The sequence below is a fragment of the Microbacterium timonense genome, from assembly GCF_900292075.1.
In the GTDB taxonomy this organism is placed as follows: Bacteria; Actinomycetota; Actinomycetes; order Actinomycetales; family Microbacteriaceae; genus Microbacterium; species Microbacterium timonense.
In genome coordinates, this window is sequence record NZ_OLMV01000001.1 from 114,327 (window position 1) to 128,584 (window position 14,258).

At 69.9% G+C, this 14,258-nt stretch carries 13 protein-coding genes; 9 read left to right on the forward strand and 4 right to left on the reverse strand.

The window, feature by feature from the left end:
• The first annotated feature begins 1 nt into the window (after position 1).
• From pilM to C9992_RS00595, 5 genes are read left to right on the forward strand one after another with little or no spacing between them, the layout of a single operon-like run.
• Complete coding sequence (pilM, locus tag C9992_RS00575) at positions 2–1,054, forward strand: type IV pilus biogenesis protein PilM (RefSeq protein ID WP_160150815.1); 1,053 nt, start codon at positions 2–4, stop codon at positions 1,052–1,054.
• On the forward strand, positions 1,054–1,704 hold the full coding sequence (locus C9992_RS00580) for a hypothetical protein (RefSeq protein ID WP_106813667.1): 651 nt from the start codon (positions 1,054–1,056) through the stop codon (positions 1,702–1,704). The genes pilM and C9992_RS00580 overlap by 1 nt, the downstream gene beginning before the upstream one ends.
• On the forward strand, positions 1,701–2,405 hold the full coding sequence (locus C9992_RS00585) for a hypothetical protein (protein WP_106813668.1): 705 nt from the start codon (positions 1,701–1,703) through the stop codon (positions 2,403–2,405). The genes C9992_RS00580 and C9992_RS00585 overlap by 4 nt, the downstream gene beginning before the upstream one ends.
• 1 nt (position 2,406) lies before the next feature.
• Positions 2,407–3,546 (forward strand): type IV pilus twitching motility protein PilT, encoded by a 1,140-nt coding sequence (locus tag C9992_RS00590; protein WP_106813669.1) that lies wholly within the window; start codon positions 2,407–2,409, stop codon positions 3,544–3,546.
• Positions 3,546–4,787, forward strand: coding sequence for a type II secretion system F family protein (locus tag C9992_RS00595; protein WP_106813670.1), 1,242 nt, complete (start codon positions 3,546–3,548; stop codon positions 4,785–4,787). Before C9992_RS00590 ends, C9992_RS00595 begins: the two co-directional genes overlap by 1 nt.
• A 12-nt stretch (positions 4,788–4,799) precedes the next feature.
• Here the strand turns inward: C9992_RS00595 and C9992_RS00600 are convergent, their stop codons facing one another.
• Complete coding sequence (locus C9992_RS00600) at positions 4,800–6,470, reverse strand: GspE/PulE family protein (protein WP_106813671.1); 1,671 nt, start codon at positions 6,468–6,470, stop codon at positions 4,800–4,802.
• 96 nt (positions 6,471–6,566) lie between these two features.
• Here C9992_RS00600 and C9992_RS00605 point away from each other — a divergent pair, with 96 nt between their 5' ends.
• Positions 6,567–7,658, forward strand: coding sequence for a YhjD/YihY/BrkB family envelope integrity protein (locus C9992_RS00605; protein ID WP_106813672.1), 1,092 nt, complete (start codon positions 6,567–6,569; stop codon positions 7,656–7,658).
• A complete protein-coding gene (locus tag C9992_RS00610) occupies positions 7,655–8,410 on the forward strand; it encodes an NAD(P)H-hydrate epimerase (protein WP_106813673.1) in 756 nt (251 codons plus the stop codon). Before C9992_RS00605 ends, C9992_RS00610 begins: the two co-directional genes overlap by 4 nt.
• A gap of 13 nt (positions 8,411–8,423) precedes the next feature.
• On the opposite strand, the gene C9992_RS00615 is transcribed toward C9992_RS00610, so the two are convergent.
• Positions 8,424–9,155, reverse strand: coding sequence for a glutamine amidotransferase (locus C9992_RS00615; RefSeq protein WP_106813674.1), 732 nt, complete (start codon positions 9,153–9,155; stop codon positions 8,424–8,426).
• Between the two features lie 40 nt (positions 9,156–9,195).
• Positions 9,196–11,754, reverse strand: coding sequence for an alpha-glucan family phosphorylase (glgP, locus tag C9992_RS00620; protein ID WP_106813675.1), 2,559 nt, complete (start codon positions 11,752–11,754; stop codon positions 9,196–9,198).
• A 145-nt stretch (positions 11,755–11,899) separates the two neighbouring features.
• On the opposite strand from glgP, the gene C9992_RS00625 reads away from it, so the two are divergent.
• Complete coding sequence (locus C9992_RS00625; RefSeq protein WP_106813676.1) at positions 11,900–12,133, forward strand: response regulator; 234 nt, start codon at positions 11,900–11,902, stop codon at positions 12,131–12,133.
• On the forward strand, positions 12,120–12,770 hold the full coding sequence (locus C9992_RS00630; protein ID WP_106813677.1) for a CYTH domain-containing protein: 651 nt from the start codon (positions 12,120–12,122) through the stop codon (positions 12,768–12,770). Before C9992_RS00625 ends, C9992_RS00630 begins: the two co-directional genes overlap by 14 nt.
• An 84-nt stretch (positions 12,771–12,854) precedes the next feature.
• Here C9992_RS00630 and lpdA read toward each other — a convergent pair whose 3' ends face one another.
• Positions 12,855–14,255 carry a dihydrolipoyl dehydrogenase gene (lpdA, locus tag C9992_RS00635; RefSeq protein WP_106813678.1) on the reverse strand — a complete coding sequence of 467 codons (1,401 nt, stop codon included), beginning with the start codon at positions 14,253–14,255 and terminating at the stop codon, positions 12,855–12,857.
• Positions 14,256–14,258: the final 3 nt, after the last annotated feature.

Here is a 14,258-nt window from a genome sequence, read left to right on the forward strand (position 1 = left end):
CATGGCGAAGACGATCGTCGGGCTGGAAGTGACCGAGGAGGGCGTGCGCGCCGCCGAGGTGACGATCGGACGCGCGCCCAGCGTGGTGGCCTTCGGCGCCGTGCCGCTCCCGCCGGGTGCGGCGAAGGACTCGGAGGTGTTCGACCGCGAGGCCGTGGTGCTCGCGCTGCGGCAGCTCTGGCAGCGTTCCGGCATCCGGAGCAAGCGGGTGATCCTCGGCATCGGCAGTCGCCGCATCCTGGTGCGCGAGTTCACGACACAGGCGCTGCGGCCCGACCTGCTGCGCCAGGCGCTCCCGTTCCAGGTGCACGACCTGCTCCCGGTGCCGGTCGAGCAGGCCGTGCTCGACTTCGCTCCGGTCGCCCAGCACGGCGATCAGGTCACCGGGCTCCTTGTGGCAGCGGTGGCCGAGACGGTGGAGGACCTCGTCTCGACCGTCGGGCGCGCGAAAGTCACCGTCGACGTGGTCGATCTCGCACCCTTCGCCCTCGCTCGCGCGGCGGGGGTCATCGCCGACGCCGGAGAGACCGTCGCCGCCATCCACCTCGGCGACCACACGAGCTACGTCGTCGTCGTGCGCGACGGCGTGCCGCGGTTCGTCCGCATCATCCCGGTGGACATCCCGACGCAGGCCTCGCGCACCCGTGAGCTCGCGATGCTGTCGGAGGCGGCCGAGGGTGCGGTCGAGCTCGAGGAGGTGCTCGAGACGGTCCCGCCCTCATCGCAGCCGCCGATGCGTCGGTCGCGCGGCGGCGTGCGCACGGCACGGCCGACGGAGCTCTCGGAAGCGGCGGTGGCGGATCTTGCCGCCCGGCTGCGCAGCACGCTCGCGTTCTACTCCGAGCGCGCCGGCGACCGCCCCCTCGCCCGCGTGCTGCTGAGCGGCGCAGGGTCCGTCACGCCGGGTCTCGCGGCGGCTCTTGCGGCGAGCCTTCCGATCCCGGTGGAGTACGTCGGCGCCGCGCGCCTCGCGGGTGGCAAGACGATCCCGCCCGGTGACGACGACCTGAACCTCGTGACCACCGTCGGACTCGCCCTGCGGGGAGGCCGCTGATGGCGACCCTCGACCCGGCCGCGAGCTTCGGGGCGCCGCTGATCAACCTGATGCCGCGGGCGGAGATCGAGCGGCGCGCGCGGGCGTCGCTGCTCCGGCGCTGGGCGTGGGGGATCGTCGTGGCGCTCACCCTGGTGGCCATCACGAGCGGCGGCGCCTTCGCGCTGCGGTTCGGCGCCGAGGTGCGGCTCGCCGCCGAGAACCTCCGCACCACCGCGCTCCTGACCGACCTCGCCGCCCTCTCTGATGTGCGGGCAGCGATCGCCCTTGAGAACGAGCTCGGCGACTTCCGTGCGCAGGCGATGGCATCCGAATTCGACTGGCGGACGCTGGTCGCGATGGTGCAGGACGTCACCCCGGCGGGAGTGACCATCGCGGGCTTCGATCTGGCGGCGGGCCCGGTGCCCGCAGGCGACGACCCGGCAGCGGAGGTGGGCGCGGCCGGCACCTTCACGTTCGAGAGCGCCACCCCGCTCGAGATCGTCCCGCTGATCCGCGCGGTGCGCCCCCTCCCCGGCGTGATGGACGCCGATGGCTGGGAGCTCACCTCGGAGGGCGAAACCGGCACGCGGACGTACACGTACATCCTCCGGGTGACGGTCGACCAGAGCATCTACACGGGCGCCTACGCGAAAGAGGAGTCGGAGTGAAGATCCCCGCGCAGCTGGTGAACCTCCTCGGCATCGTCGTGATCGCCGCGATCCTGCTGGCCGGCGTCGCGCTCATCGCGCTGCCGCTGTACGGCCAGGCCCAGGCGACGGATTCCGAGACGCGCACCGTCTCCCAAACCAACGACATCTACGTCGCACAGGTGACCCAGCTCCAGACGGATGCCGACCGGATGCCGCAGATCAGCGCCGACGTCGAGACTTTGCGTCGCGGCATCCCCGTCATCCCGCAACTCGATGATGTCCATGAGCTGGTGGGTGCGGCGGCCACCGAGACGGGCGCCGTCGTCGTGAGCACGGTGATGACCGACCTCGTGCCCTGGACCCCGCGTACCGACCTCGGCGCGATCCTGGGGGAGGACGGGGCGACCGCCGCAGCACCCGAGCAGCCGAGCGCGGCGGAGACTCCTGATGCGGCGGCGGGTGAGAACGGCGCACCCCCAGCGGACGAGACGTCCGCTCCCGCGACGGACAGCGGCGGAGATGGCTCGTCCCCCCAGCAGCAGGTGACGGCGACGATCGAGGTCGAGGTGACGGATGCCGCGCAGGCGGCGGCCTTCATCGACGCACTCGGCGCCGGGCCGCGGCTCCTCGCCATCGGATCATCCGTCCTCACCAAAGACGACGACGGCCCCCTCAAACTCATCGTCACCGCGTACGCCTTCCTCCGGACGGAGAACTGACATGCCCTACGACTCCACCTCTCTCACCGGCATGCTGACCGCTGCCGGCACGGCAGGCGCCTCCGATGTGCACCTGACGGCGAACCACCCGCCCCTCATGCGGGTGAAGGGCGACCTGGCGGCGATCCCGGGTTACGGGGAGCCGACCGGCACCAACTGGCTGGAAAGCGCCATCGGCAGCATCATGACGAACGAGCAGATCGCCGAGTTCCGCGAGCACGGCGAGGTGGACCTGTCGTACACGGTGCCGCACGTGGCCCGGTTCCGGGTCAACGTCTTCCGCCAGCTCGGCGACGTGGCGGTGGCGCTGCGCTTCATTCCCGACAAGGCGTTCAGCCTCGAGAAGCTCGGCGTGCCGGCGGTCGCGGCCGATCTCGTGCTCAAGCCTCGGGGACTCGTGCTCGTCACCGGTCCCACCGGGTCGGGCAAGTCGACCACCCTCACGGCGATGCTCGACATCGTCAATCGCACGCTGCCCGCGCACATCGTGACGGTGGAGGATCCGGTCGAGTTCCAGCACACCAGCCGCATGTCGCTCATCCACCAGCGTGAGATCGGCAGCGACACCCGCTCGTTCGCCGAGGCGCTGCGGCGCGTGCTGCGACAGGACCCCGACGTCATCCTCATCGGCGAGCTGCGTGACCCGGAATCCATCTCGACCGCGCTGTCGGCAGCCGAGACCGGTCACCTGGTGCTGTCGACCCTGCACACCCAGAGCGCCGCGAAATCCATCAACCGCATCGTCGACGCGTTCCCGCCCGATCAGCAGACGCAGGTGCGCACGCAGCTCGGAGACACCCTGCAGGGCATCATCAGCCAGACGCTGCTGCCCATGGCGCAGAGCGATGGACGCGTCATCGCGACCGAGGTGCTGATCAACACCCCCGCGATCGCGAACCTCATCCGCGAAGGCCAGGTCAGTCAGATCTACTCCATGATGCAGGCGGGCGGCGGCCTGGGCATGCACACGCTGGATCAGGACCTCCGCCGGCTCGTCGAGGACGGCAGCATCGCGATGTCGCTCGCGAAGTCATATGCGTCGGACCCGTCGTCCCTCGACGACGCCCGCGTGCGTCCGCGGGATCTGGATGCCGAAGCCTGGTCGCTGCGGTCCGGCGCGGCCGCGGGCTGGGGGCACTGATGGCGCTCGTCGAGGAGTACGTCTACCGCGCGATCGATGCGGCCGGCGGCGGCGTCGTCAAGGGCACCATCGAGGCCGCCAGCGACGGCGCGGTCGCCGCGAAACTGCGCGCACAGGGCCTCACGCCTCTGGAGGTGACCCTCGCCTCGAAGACCGGTCTGAACCAGGAGATCTCGATCCCGGGGTTCGAGAAGCGCGTCAAGGTGGCGACGTTGGCGGTCTTCGCCAAGCAGATGGCGGGCCTCATCAACGCGGGTCTGCCGCTCATGCGCACGCTGTCGATCCTCATCGAGCAGGCGGAGGACAAGAAGCTGCAGCGCGCCCTCATCGGGGTGCAGTCGGCCGTGGAGTCCGGTGCGTCCTTCTCCACCGCGCTGTCGAACTACCCCGACGTGTTCCCCCCGCTGCTGGTCAGCATGGTGCGCGTCGGTGAGACCGGCGGCTTCCTCGGGCAGTCGCTCGCCACGATCGCCGAGACCTACCAGAACGAGGCCGAACTCCAGGCGAAGATCAAGTCGGCGACGACCTACCCGATCATCGTCTTCTCGATCGCGATCATCGGCGTGATCGCCATGGTGACGTTCGTGGTGCCGGTGTTCAAGGGGATGTTCGAGAACCTCGGCTCAGAGCTGCCCCTTCCGACCCAGATCCTCGTCACCCTCTCCAACAACATGATCTGGATTCTGCCGGTCATGATCGTGCTCGCGATCGCCGGCTGGCTGTGGTGGGTGCGCAACCGTCGGAACGACAGCGTGCGGAAGGCCGTCGACCCGATCAAGCTCAAGCTGCCGGTCTTCGGCCCCCTCGCCACCAAGATCGCGGTGGCCCGCTTCACGCGCGGGCTGTCGATGATGCTCCACGCCGGCGTGCCCCTGGTGCAGGCCCTGTCGATCGTGGGCGCGGCCTCCAACAACTACAAGGTCGAGCAGGCGGTGCGCGACATCCAGGAATCCGTCAAGCAGGGGCGCTCGTTCGCCGCCCCGCTGGCCAAGGCCGAGGTGTTCCCGCCGATGGTGGCGCAGATGGCGGCGGTCGGGGAGGAATCCGGAACGCTCGCCGACATGCTCGCGAGCATCGCCGACTTCTACGAGAACGAGGTCGAGACCGCCACCGACCAGCTGACCTCGGCGATCGAGCCGATCCTCATCGTCGGCATCGGCATCATCATCGGCGGCATGGTCGTCTCGCTCTACATGCCGATCTTCTCGATCTACGGCGAGCTGGGCCAGCAGGGCCAGTGAGGCGCGGCCGCGTCACAGCGTGACGCGCAGCACCTCCTCGATGGTGGTGATGCCCTCGGCGACCTTCATGAAGCCGTCGTCGCGCAGCGACACCATCCCCTCCGAGAGCGCCAGCGCGCGCATCTCCGAGCCCGTGGCGTGGCGCACGACCAGCTGCTCGAGCCCTTCACTGAGCGTCATCACCTCGTGCAGGGCCACCCGGCCGCTGTACCCGGTGCCCGAGCACGCGCTGCAGCCCACGGCGCGGTAGAGCACCGGAGGATCGGAGGGCTGGTACGGGAAGCGGACAGCGTCCAGCGTGTCTCTGGACTCCCGGTAGCTCTCCCGGCATTTCACGCAGAGCCGGCGAGCGAGGCGCTGCGCGACCACCGCCGACAGGGCGGTGCCCACGAGGAACGGCTCGCAGCCGATCTCGGTCAGCCGGGTGAGCGCGCTCGGGGCGTCGTTGGTGTGCAGCGTCGAGAGCACCAGGTGACCGGTCAGTGCCGCCTCGATGGAGATGGTCGCGGTCTCCTGATCGCGGATCTCGCCGACGAGCACCACGTCGGGGTCGGATCGGAGGATCGACCGCAGCGCTGCCTGGAACGTCATCCCCGCCCGCTGGTTGACCTGCACCTGATTGATGCCTGCCATGCGGTACTCGACCGGGTCTTCCACCGTGATGACGTTGATGCGGGGGTTGGCCACGGTGTTCAGCGCCGTGTAGAGGGTGGTCGACTTTCCGGATCCCGTCGGTCCGGTCACGAGCACCATGCCGTGCGGGCGGGTGATCGCTTCGCGGAACCGCTTCTCGTTGATCATCGAGAAGCGCAGGTCGTCCATCGTGAGCGTCTGGGCCCGGTTGTCGAGGATGCGCATGACGATCTTCTCGCCCCACACCGTGGGCAGGGTCGCCAGGCGCAGGTCGACCTGGCGCCCCTCGTGCTGGACCGACAGGCGGCCGTCCTGGGGGCGGCGCCGCTCCGCGATGTCGATGGAGGCCATGATCTTCAGACGCGAGATCACGCCGTCCTGGATCGCGCGGTCGGCCTTCTGCATCTCGTGGAGCACGCCGTCGATGCGGTACCGCACGGTCAGCTGCCGCTCGCCCGGCTCGATGTGGATGTCGCTGGCGCGGTCGTTGATCGCCTGCGTGATGAGCAGATTCACGAACCGCACGATCGGCGCGTCGTCGACCTGGTCCTGCAGAGTCTCGGTCGTCCCGGGGCCGGCGTCGACGGCGGCGATCTCGCCGATCTGCTCCGACAGGTCGCTCAGCTCTTCGTCCGATCGGAGGAAGCGGGTGAATGCCGTCGTGAGTGCGTCGGCGGCCACGACCACGGGGACGATGTTCAAGTCGGTCGCGGTGGCGAGATCGTCCAGCGCGATGAGGTCGTTGGGATCCAGCATCCCGACCGTCAGCTGGCGTCGCCCCCGGGCGATGGGGATCACCTGGTACCGGCGGCACAGCGCCGGCGGCACGAGGGCGATGATCTCGGGGTCCAGGACCGCCGCGCTGATGTCGACGTAGGGGCGCCCGGTGTGCTCGGCGATGGCCTCGGCGATCTGCGCCTCGGTCACGAGCCGAGACGAGACGAGTTCCTGGCGCAGCTCGGGGCCCTCGCCGGCGCGCGCGACCAGCGTGGACATGTCGTCGGCGTGGACCACGCCGTTGCGAACCAGCGTCTTCGCGAGTCCTTTCACGGGCCCCCTTTCGCCACCCACATCATAGGTCTGCCGGATCCCCGCGCCCGCGTCAACCCCGGCCGGGCCGCGACATCGGGTCAGTAGCCTGGCGGCATGACTTCCACGTCCGCACCCTCGACGCAGGCGCCGGGTCTGCCCGGTGTGCTCGCGCGGGTGACCGCGTGGGCGTTGTCGCTGCGCCTGGTGCGGGTGTGGCTGCACTATGCGGAGCGTCGTGGCCCGATGCTGTCGGACAGCGTGACGTATCGTGCGCTGTTCTCGGTGTTCGCCGGTGTCCTTCTCGGCTTCTCGTTCGCGGCGTTGTGGCTGAGCGACAACCCCGCGGCGTGGCGAGCCCTGGTGGAGGCGGTGGATGCCGCGATCCCCGGGCTCGTCGGCGAAGGCGGGCTCGTCGACGTCACCGACATCGAGGCTCCCGCCGGTCTGACCGTGGCCGGCATCATCGCGCTCATCGGCCTCGTGGGCGCCGCGATCGGAGCGATCGGCTCCCTGCGCGTGGCGCTGCGGACCCTCGCCGACAAGGTGCACGACGATGTGCTCTTCGTCTGGGTGCTGCTCCGGAACCTCCTGCTGGCCCTGGCGATCGGCGGCGGCTTCGTGCTGTCGGCGGGGGCCACGTTCGTGGGGACGTCTTTCGTCGGGACGGTGCTCGAGTGGGCCGGCATCACCCAGGACGACTTCGCGACGCTCGCCACCCGCGCCGTCTCGCTGCTCGTCGTGTTCGTGCTCGACATGGCGGTCGTGGCGCTGGCCTTCCGCTCGTTGAGCGGCGTGCGGGCGCGTCCCGCGGCGCTGTGGTCGGGCGCTCTCGTGGGGGCCGCGGGGCTGACGGTGCTGCAGCAGCTCTCGGGTCTGTTCGTCAGCGGAGCGGGATCCAATCCGCTCCTCGCCTCGTTCGCGGCGCTCATCGCGCTGCTGCTCTGGCTGAACCTCTCGGCACAGGTCATCCTGTTGGCGTCCGTCTGGATCATCGTCGCCGAGCGCGAGCGGGTCGACCGGGTGCGGGAGCGGTACGGCTCGCCGACGTTCGCGCTGCGTCGTGTGAGGCAGGCCGAGGATGCCGTTCGCGTGGCCACCGAGGAGCTCGAGAACGCGCGGGCCGCCGCCGACCGCGAACGTCAGGCGTCGCAGGAGCGCGCCGCTGAGCCGCCCGACCATCCCAGGGGGCAGAAGGAGTCCGCGTGATCGAGCGCGTCCCCACGTACACGGCCGACCAGGTCCGCGACGCCGAGCGCCCGCTGCTGGAGGCGCACGTGCCGTTGATGCAGCGCGCCGCGGCGGCGCTGGCCGCCATCGCCCGTGAGGAGCTCATGGGCGCACCCGGCGCCCGGCACTTCGCCCCGCTCGAGCCGGTCGTGCGGGAACGCGCGGACGCCCCGCGCCCGCGCGTTCTCGTTCTCGTCGGCAGCGGTGACAACGGCGGCGATGCGCTGTACGCGGCCTCGCGACTGGCGCCGGTCGCAGACGTCGACGTGCTCCTCGTCTCCGAGCGCTTCCACGAGGCGGGCTTCGCGGCCGCCGTGGGCGCGGGGGTGCGCTGGATCGAACTGCCCGAGGCCGCCGATGCCGGCGCCGACTACGCGCTCGTCATCGACGGCATCCTCGGCATCGGCGCCTCCGGTCGCTCGGCGCTGCGCGGCCGTGCGCGAGAGGCCGTCACGGCGCTGCTCCCGCTGGCGCGGCGCGGAGGGATGCCGCGCGTCGTCGCCGTCGACATCCCGAGCGGGCTGGATCCCGACAGCGGAGCCGCCGACGACGCCGTGCTTCCAGCATCCGTCACCGTCACGTTCGGCGCGGTGAAGGCGGGGCTGGCCGCGGGACGAGGACCGCAGCTCGCGGGCGACGTCGTGCTCGTCGACATCGGCCTCGGACTGGAAGGGGTCCAGCCGGTGGGTGAGGCGTCCGTCTCACGTGTCGTGACGGCCCCGCAGGGGTAGCCCGGCCGGAGCGTCAGCGCGCGTAGCGCGACACGAACGTGGTCAAGATGCGGCTCGGGTGCGACACCGCCGCCCGCCGCACGGCGGCCAGGGTCAGTTCGAGCTCGTCGGCCGCAAAGTACCCGTGCCCGGCGTACGCGTGGATGCGCGTCGTGATGCCGTCGACGTCGAGTTCTGGGTGGAACTGCGTCGCGTAGACGTTGCGGCCCACCTTGAACATCTGCACGGGGCATCCGGGCGATGAGGCCAGCAGCGTCGCCGAGTCGGGCAATCGCGAGATGGCCTCCTTGTGACCGACGAACGCGTTGAACGTCGCCGGCAGCTCCCGCAGGAGCGGGTCGGATGCGCCGGCCTCGGTCATGGTGACCGGCACCACGCTGATGGGCTCGGAGTAGGTGCGGTCGATGACGGCGCCCTGGTGTGCGCCCAGGGTGCCGATGCCGTAGCACGCGCCCAGGAACGGGAAGTCACGGGCAACCACCTCGTCCAGCAGCGCGGCGAACTCGGCTTCGACCCGACGCTGCACCGCCGACTTCTTCGAGGACGGATCCGAGGCGTTGAACGGACCGCCGCCGACGAAGATGCCCGAGAGCGCGTCGAGGTCCAAGGGCGGAAGCGGACCCGCCTCGAGACGCACCCGCTGCAGCAGGCTGGGCGTCAGCCCCGTGTACCGGAGGAACAGCTCGTACTCCTCCTCCGCCGGCTCGTCCTCCGCACGCGTGGCGAGGAGGACGAACGGCTTCACCCGACCAGCCTAGGCGAGCACGTGTCGCGCTCGAGAGGCCTCACGAGGCGTACGTGACAAGGCCGAGCTCGACCGGCGACACCAGCTGCGGATGCGCCGGACGCACGCGCACGGTGTAGCCGAACGTGCCGGTGACGGTGAGCGGCAGCGTGCCGGTGAAGGGCACCACACCGTCGACGGCATCACCGGAGGGGGAGAGGCGGTACACCGCGTGGTCACGGGCCAGCGCGTCATCCTCGTCTGTGCGCCCGTACGCGAGTTCGACGGCGAGGTCATCCGGTGAGAGACCGTCGATCCGCACGTCGGCGCGCACCTGCAGGGTGTCGCCGGCCTGCGCCTGCTGCGGGATGCCGGAACTGTCGACACTGGCGATCGACACGCGGTTCCAGGCATCCTTCACCCGCGTCACGAAGGCGGCGACCTCCCTGGCCGCGGCGAAGCCGTCAGCCCGCAGGGCGGCGTCGTGCGCCGCCGCGGGGACGTACAGTCGCTCGACGTACTCGCGCACCATGCGGTCGCTCGTGGCCTTCTTGCCGAGCTCGGTCATGGTGTGGCGGACCATGCTCAGCCATGCCGTCGGGATGCCGCCCTCGCGCTCGTAGAACTTGGGTACCAGCTGATGCTCGATGAGGTCGTAGAGCGCTGCGGCCTCGGCATCGTCGCGCTCCTCGTCATTCGAAGCGGTGTCGGCGGTGGGGATGGCCCACCCGTTCTCGCCGTCGAACCACTCATCCCACCAGCCGTCGAGGATGGAGAGGTTGAGGGCACCGTTCAGGGCGGCCTTCATTCCGCTGGTGCCGCACGCCTCCAGCGGTCGGAGCGGGTTGTTGAGCCACACGTCGCAGCCCGGGTAGAGGTCCTTGGCGAGTGTGATGTCGTAGTCGGGGAGGAACACGATCCGGTTGCGCACGCGCGGGTCGCGGCTGAAGCGCACCAGCTGCTGGATGAGGATCTTCCCGGAGTCGTCGGCGGGGTGCGACTTGCCGCCGATCACGATCTGCACCGGCCGGTCGGGGTCGGTGAGCAGGCGCGTCAGACGCTCGGGATCCCGCAGCATCAGGGTGAGCCGCTTGTAGGTGGGCACCCGGCGCGCGAACCCGATGGTGAGGACCTCCGGATCCAGCAGTTCGGAGACCCATGACGGCGTCACGCCGGAACCGTTGCTGACGGATGCCGCGACACGCCGACGCGCCTCGGCGACGAGTTCACCCTTCATCTGCTGCCGCACGCCCCACAGTTCGGCGTCGGTGACCACCGCGCGGTCGGTCCAGTCGTGCGTGTCGGTGTGTGCGTCGCCCCACGCCCGCTCGCTGACCGCCTTGAGCGCGGGGTGCACCCAGGTCGGTGCGTGGACGCCGTTGGTGATCGAGGTGATGGGGACCTCGTCGGTGTCCACACCCGGCCACAGCATGCCGAACATCCGGCGGCTCACCTCTCCGTGCAGCAGCGAGACGCCGTTCGCGTGCTGGCCCAGGTGCAGGCCGAGCACCGCCATGTTGAAGACGCCCTGGTCTCCGCCGTCCCAGGTCTCGAGGCCGAGCGAGAGCGCGCGTCCCGCGTCGAGACCCTGGAACAGTCCGCTCGCGAGATAGGCGGCGATGAGGTCGCGCGGGAACCGGTCGATGCCCGCAGGAACCGGGGTGTGCGTGGTGAAGACGGTGCCTGCCCGCACCTGGGCGAGGGCCTCGTCGAAGCTGAGCCCGTCGTGCGTGATCAGCTCCGACATGCGCTCCAGCCCCTGGAAACCGGCGTGCCCCTCGTTGGTGTGGTACACGTCGGGGACCGGTCGGCCCGACAGCTCGCACCACGCACGGATCGCGCGCACGCCGCCCACGCCGAGGAGCAGCTCCTGCAGCAGACGGTGCTCGCCGCCGCCGCCGTAGAGGCGGTCGGTGACGTGCTTCATCTCGTCGGAGTTCGAGGGGGTCTCCGAGTCCAGCAGCAGCAGCGGCACGCGGCCGATGTCGGCCACCCAGATGCGTGCGTACAGGCGACGGTCACCCGGCAGATCCAGCGCCACCTCGACCGGCGCGCCCTCCGGGTCGCGCAGCAGGGTCAGGCCCAGACCATACGGGTCGAGCAAGGGGTAGCTTTCGCGCTGCCACCCGTCGTCGCCGATCGACTGCCGGAAGTACCCGGCGCGGTAGAACAGACCCACGCCGGTCAGCGGGACGCCGAGGTCGGAGGCGCTCTTCAGATGGTCGCCGGCGAGGATGCCGAGACCGCCGGAGTACTGCGGGAGCGAGCCGTCGACCCCGAACTCGGGGGAGAAGTAGGCGATGTGAGCGGGTTTGTCGCCTTCGAGGTGCTGGAACCAGCGGTCACCGGTGAGGTAGGCCGTGAGGCGCTCGTCCTCGTCGCGGACACGGGCGACAAACTCTTCGTCGTGGGCGAGCTGGTCCAGCCGCTCTTGACCGAGGGCGCCGAGCATGCGGGCGGGGTTGGCTCCGATCTCATCCCACAGCGCGGGGTCCATCGAGGCGAACAGCGCGTGGGTGGCACGGCTCCACGACCAGCGCCAGTTGGAGGCGAGGCGATCGAGCGGAGCGAGGGATTCGGCGAGGACAGGGCGGACCGTGAACGTTCGGATGGCCTTCACGCGAGCGATTCTAGGGGGAGAAGCTGGAAGCGCTTGCACCAGTGCCTCCCCGACGGTGCCGAAGCCTCCCTCCCCATGGTCAGCGGGTGCCGGCTTCGCACGCCCGTGTTCTCGCGAGTGTCGGCCACGGGTCTACGCTGGCGACATGGCCATTGCACGACTGCACGGAGGCCCGCTCGACGGGCAGCTCCTCCCTCTGGAAGACCCGGATCTCGATCGGATGATCGTGCCCTACAGCGAGACCCAGGTGGTCTACGCCCGGCGCGGCGATCTCGCCCGAACGGGCGACGACGACGGTCCGACCGAGGCGGAGTTCTGGTTCGTCGAAGCCGAGGCCGACATCGACCCCGACAGCGACCAGCCGCGTGAGCGCCGCTGACGAACCTCGCTCCGAGGCATCCCCGTCTCGATCCCTCGAGATCGAGCTGAAATTCGACGTCGCCGACGCGACACCGCTGCCGGACTGGTCGCAGCTGCCCGGCGTCGCCCGTGTCGACGAGGTGGAGCTGCGCGAGCTCGACGCCGTCTACTTCGACAGCGACGATCTCGCGCTCGCGCACGCCGGCTACGCAGTGCGACGCCGCACCGGAGGACCCGACGCGGGATGGCACATCAAGGGCCCGCGCGGAGCGGATGGCGGACGTGTCGAGCTCCAGTGGCCGCTCGGCCCAGATGAGGCGATCCCGGATGCCGTCACCGCCGCCTTGGCGTCGGTGACGACTGTGTCGCGGCTGGGGCCGATCGCCCGCATCCGGAATCAGCGCCACGCGTACTCACTTCGCGATGATCGCGGTGGAGTCATCGCGGAGTTCCTCGACGACCGCGTCGTCGCGACCGACGAACGGGGCGGCGTGGAGCGGGTGTGGCGGGAATGGGAGTTCGAGCTGGGACCGTCCGCACCGACGACCCCGGATGCGCGCACGGCGCTCTTCGCCGCCGCGGAGGCTGCGGTGCGCGCCGCAGGTGGCGTTCCCGCGGCATCCGATTCGAAGCTCGCCCGCACGCTCGGGCACTGATCGGACGACACTCGAAAGCGACCCCGATCGAAGACGGCAGACGCCCCGGACCGTGCGAGGTCCGGGGCGTCTGCGGTGAGTGCGTCAGATGTTGATCATGTGGCCCGCGATGCCGTGGAAGGCCTCCTGGACTGCCTCCGACAGGGTGGGGTGGGTGTGGACGTTGCGCGCCGCCTCGAGGGCGGTGAGGTCCCACTTCTGGGCGAGCGTGAGCTCGGGCAGCAGCTCCGAGACGTCGGGGCCGATCATGTGCGCGCCCAGCAGTTCGAGGTGCTCGCCGTCGGCGACGACCTTGACGAACCCGATGGGCTCGCCCAGGCCGTTGGCCTTGCCGTTGGCCGAGAACGGGAACTTCGCCACCTTCACGTCGTAGCCGGCGTCGCGCGCCTGCTGCTCGGTGAGACCGAAGGAGGCGACCTGCGGGGAGCAGAACGTCGCGCGCGGCATCATGCGGTAGTCGCCCAGCGGCATGGTCTCGGCCTTGCCGATCGTCTCGGCGGCCACCACGCCCTGAGCCTCAGCCACGTGCGCGAGCTGCAGCTTGGCGGTGACGTCACCGATCGCGTAGATGTGCGGCACGTTCGTGTGCATGTAGTCGTCGATGTCGATCGCGCCGCGGTCGGTGAGCTTCACGCCGGTGTTCTCGAGACCGAATCCCTCGACGTTCGGCACGAAGCCGATCGACATCATGACCTTGTCGGCGTCGATCGACTGCGCCTCGCCGCCTGCCGCCGGGGTGTAGGTCACGGTGACGTGGTCGCCGTGGTCGGTGACCGTCTCGACCTTGGTCGAGGTGAGGAAGTCGATGCCGTACTTCTTGTACTGACGCTGGATCTCCTTGGAGACCTCCTCGTCCTCCAGCGGCAGCAGGCGGTCGAGGAACTCGACGATGGTCACCTTGACGCCGTAGTTGGACATGACGAAGGCGAACTCCATGCCGATCGGGCCGGCGCCCACGATCACGATGGAGGTCGGGAGCTCGCGCGCGAGGATCTGCTCCTCGTACGTCACGATGTTGCCGCCGACCTGCACGCCCGGCAACAGGCGCACCTTGGAACCGGTGGAGATGATCGCGTTGTCGAACGTGACCCGCTCGGTCGAGCCGTCGGACTTGGTCACGTCGATGGTGTGGTCGTCGACGAACGAGCCACGACCGTCGTACTCGGTGACCTTGTTCTTCTTCATCAGGTAGTGGATGCCCTTGACGTGGGTCTCGGCCACCTTGCGGCTGCGGTCCCACGCGACGCCGAAGTCGAAGTGCACGTCACCGGAGATGCCGAAGAGGTCGGCCTTGTGGTGGAACTGGTGCGCGAGGTCGGCGTTCTTGAGGAGCGCCTTCGAGGGGATGCAGCCGACGTTCAGGCAGACACCGCCCCAGTACTTCTCTTCGATGACCGCGACCGTGAGGCCGAGCTGGGCAGCACGAACGGCCGCGACGTACCCGCCGGGCCCCGCGCCGAGGATGGCGACGTCGTAGTGAGGCATGCT

Coding starts and splice junctions, on each gene's coding strand:
- C9992_RS00590 (WP_106813669.1), top strand. CDS start 2,407: ATGCCCTACGACTCCACCTCTCTCACCGGCATGCTGACCGCTGCCGGC.
- pilM (WP_160150815.1), top strand. CDS start 2: ATGGCGAAGACGATCGTCGGGCTGGAAGTGACCGAGGAGGGCGTGCGC.
- C9992_RS00625 (WP_106813676.1), top strand. CDS start 11,900: ATGGCCATTGCACGACTGCACGGAGGCCCGCTCGACGGGCAGCTCCTC.
- lpdA (WP_106813678.1), bottom strand. CDS start 14,255: ATGCCTCACTACGACGTCGCCATCCTCGGCGCGGGGCCCGGCGGGTAC.
- C9992_RS00595 (WP_106813670.1), top strand. CDS start 3,546: ATGGCGCTCGTCGAGGAGTACGTCTACCGCGCGATCGATGCGGCCGGC.
- C9992_RS00580 (WP_106813667.1), top strand. CDS start 1,054: ATGGCGACCCTCGACCCGGCCGCGAGCTTCGGGGCGCCGCTGATCAAC.
- C9992_RS00605 (WP_106813672.1), top strand. CDS start 6,567: ATGACTTCCACGTCCGCACCCTCGACGCAGGCGCCGGGTCTGCCCGGT.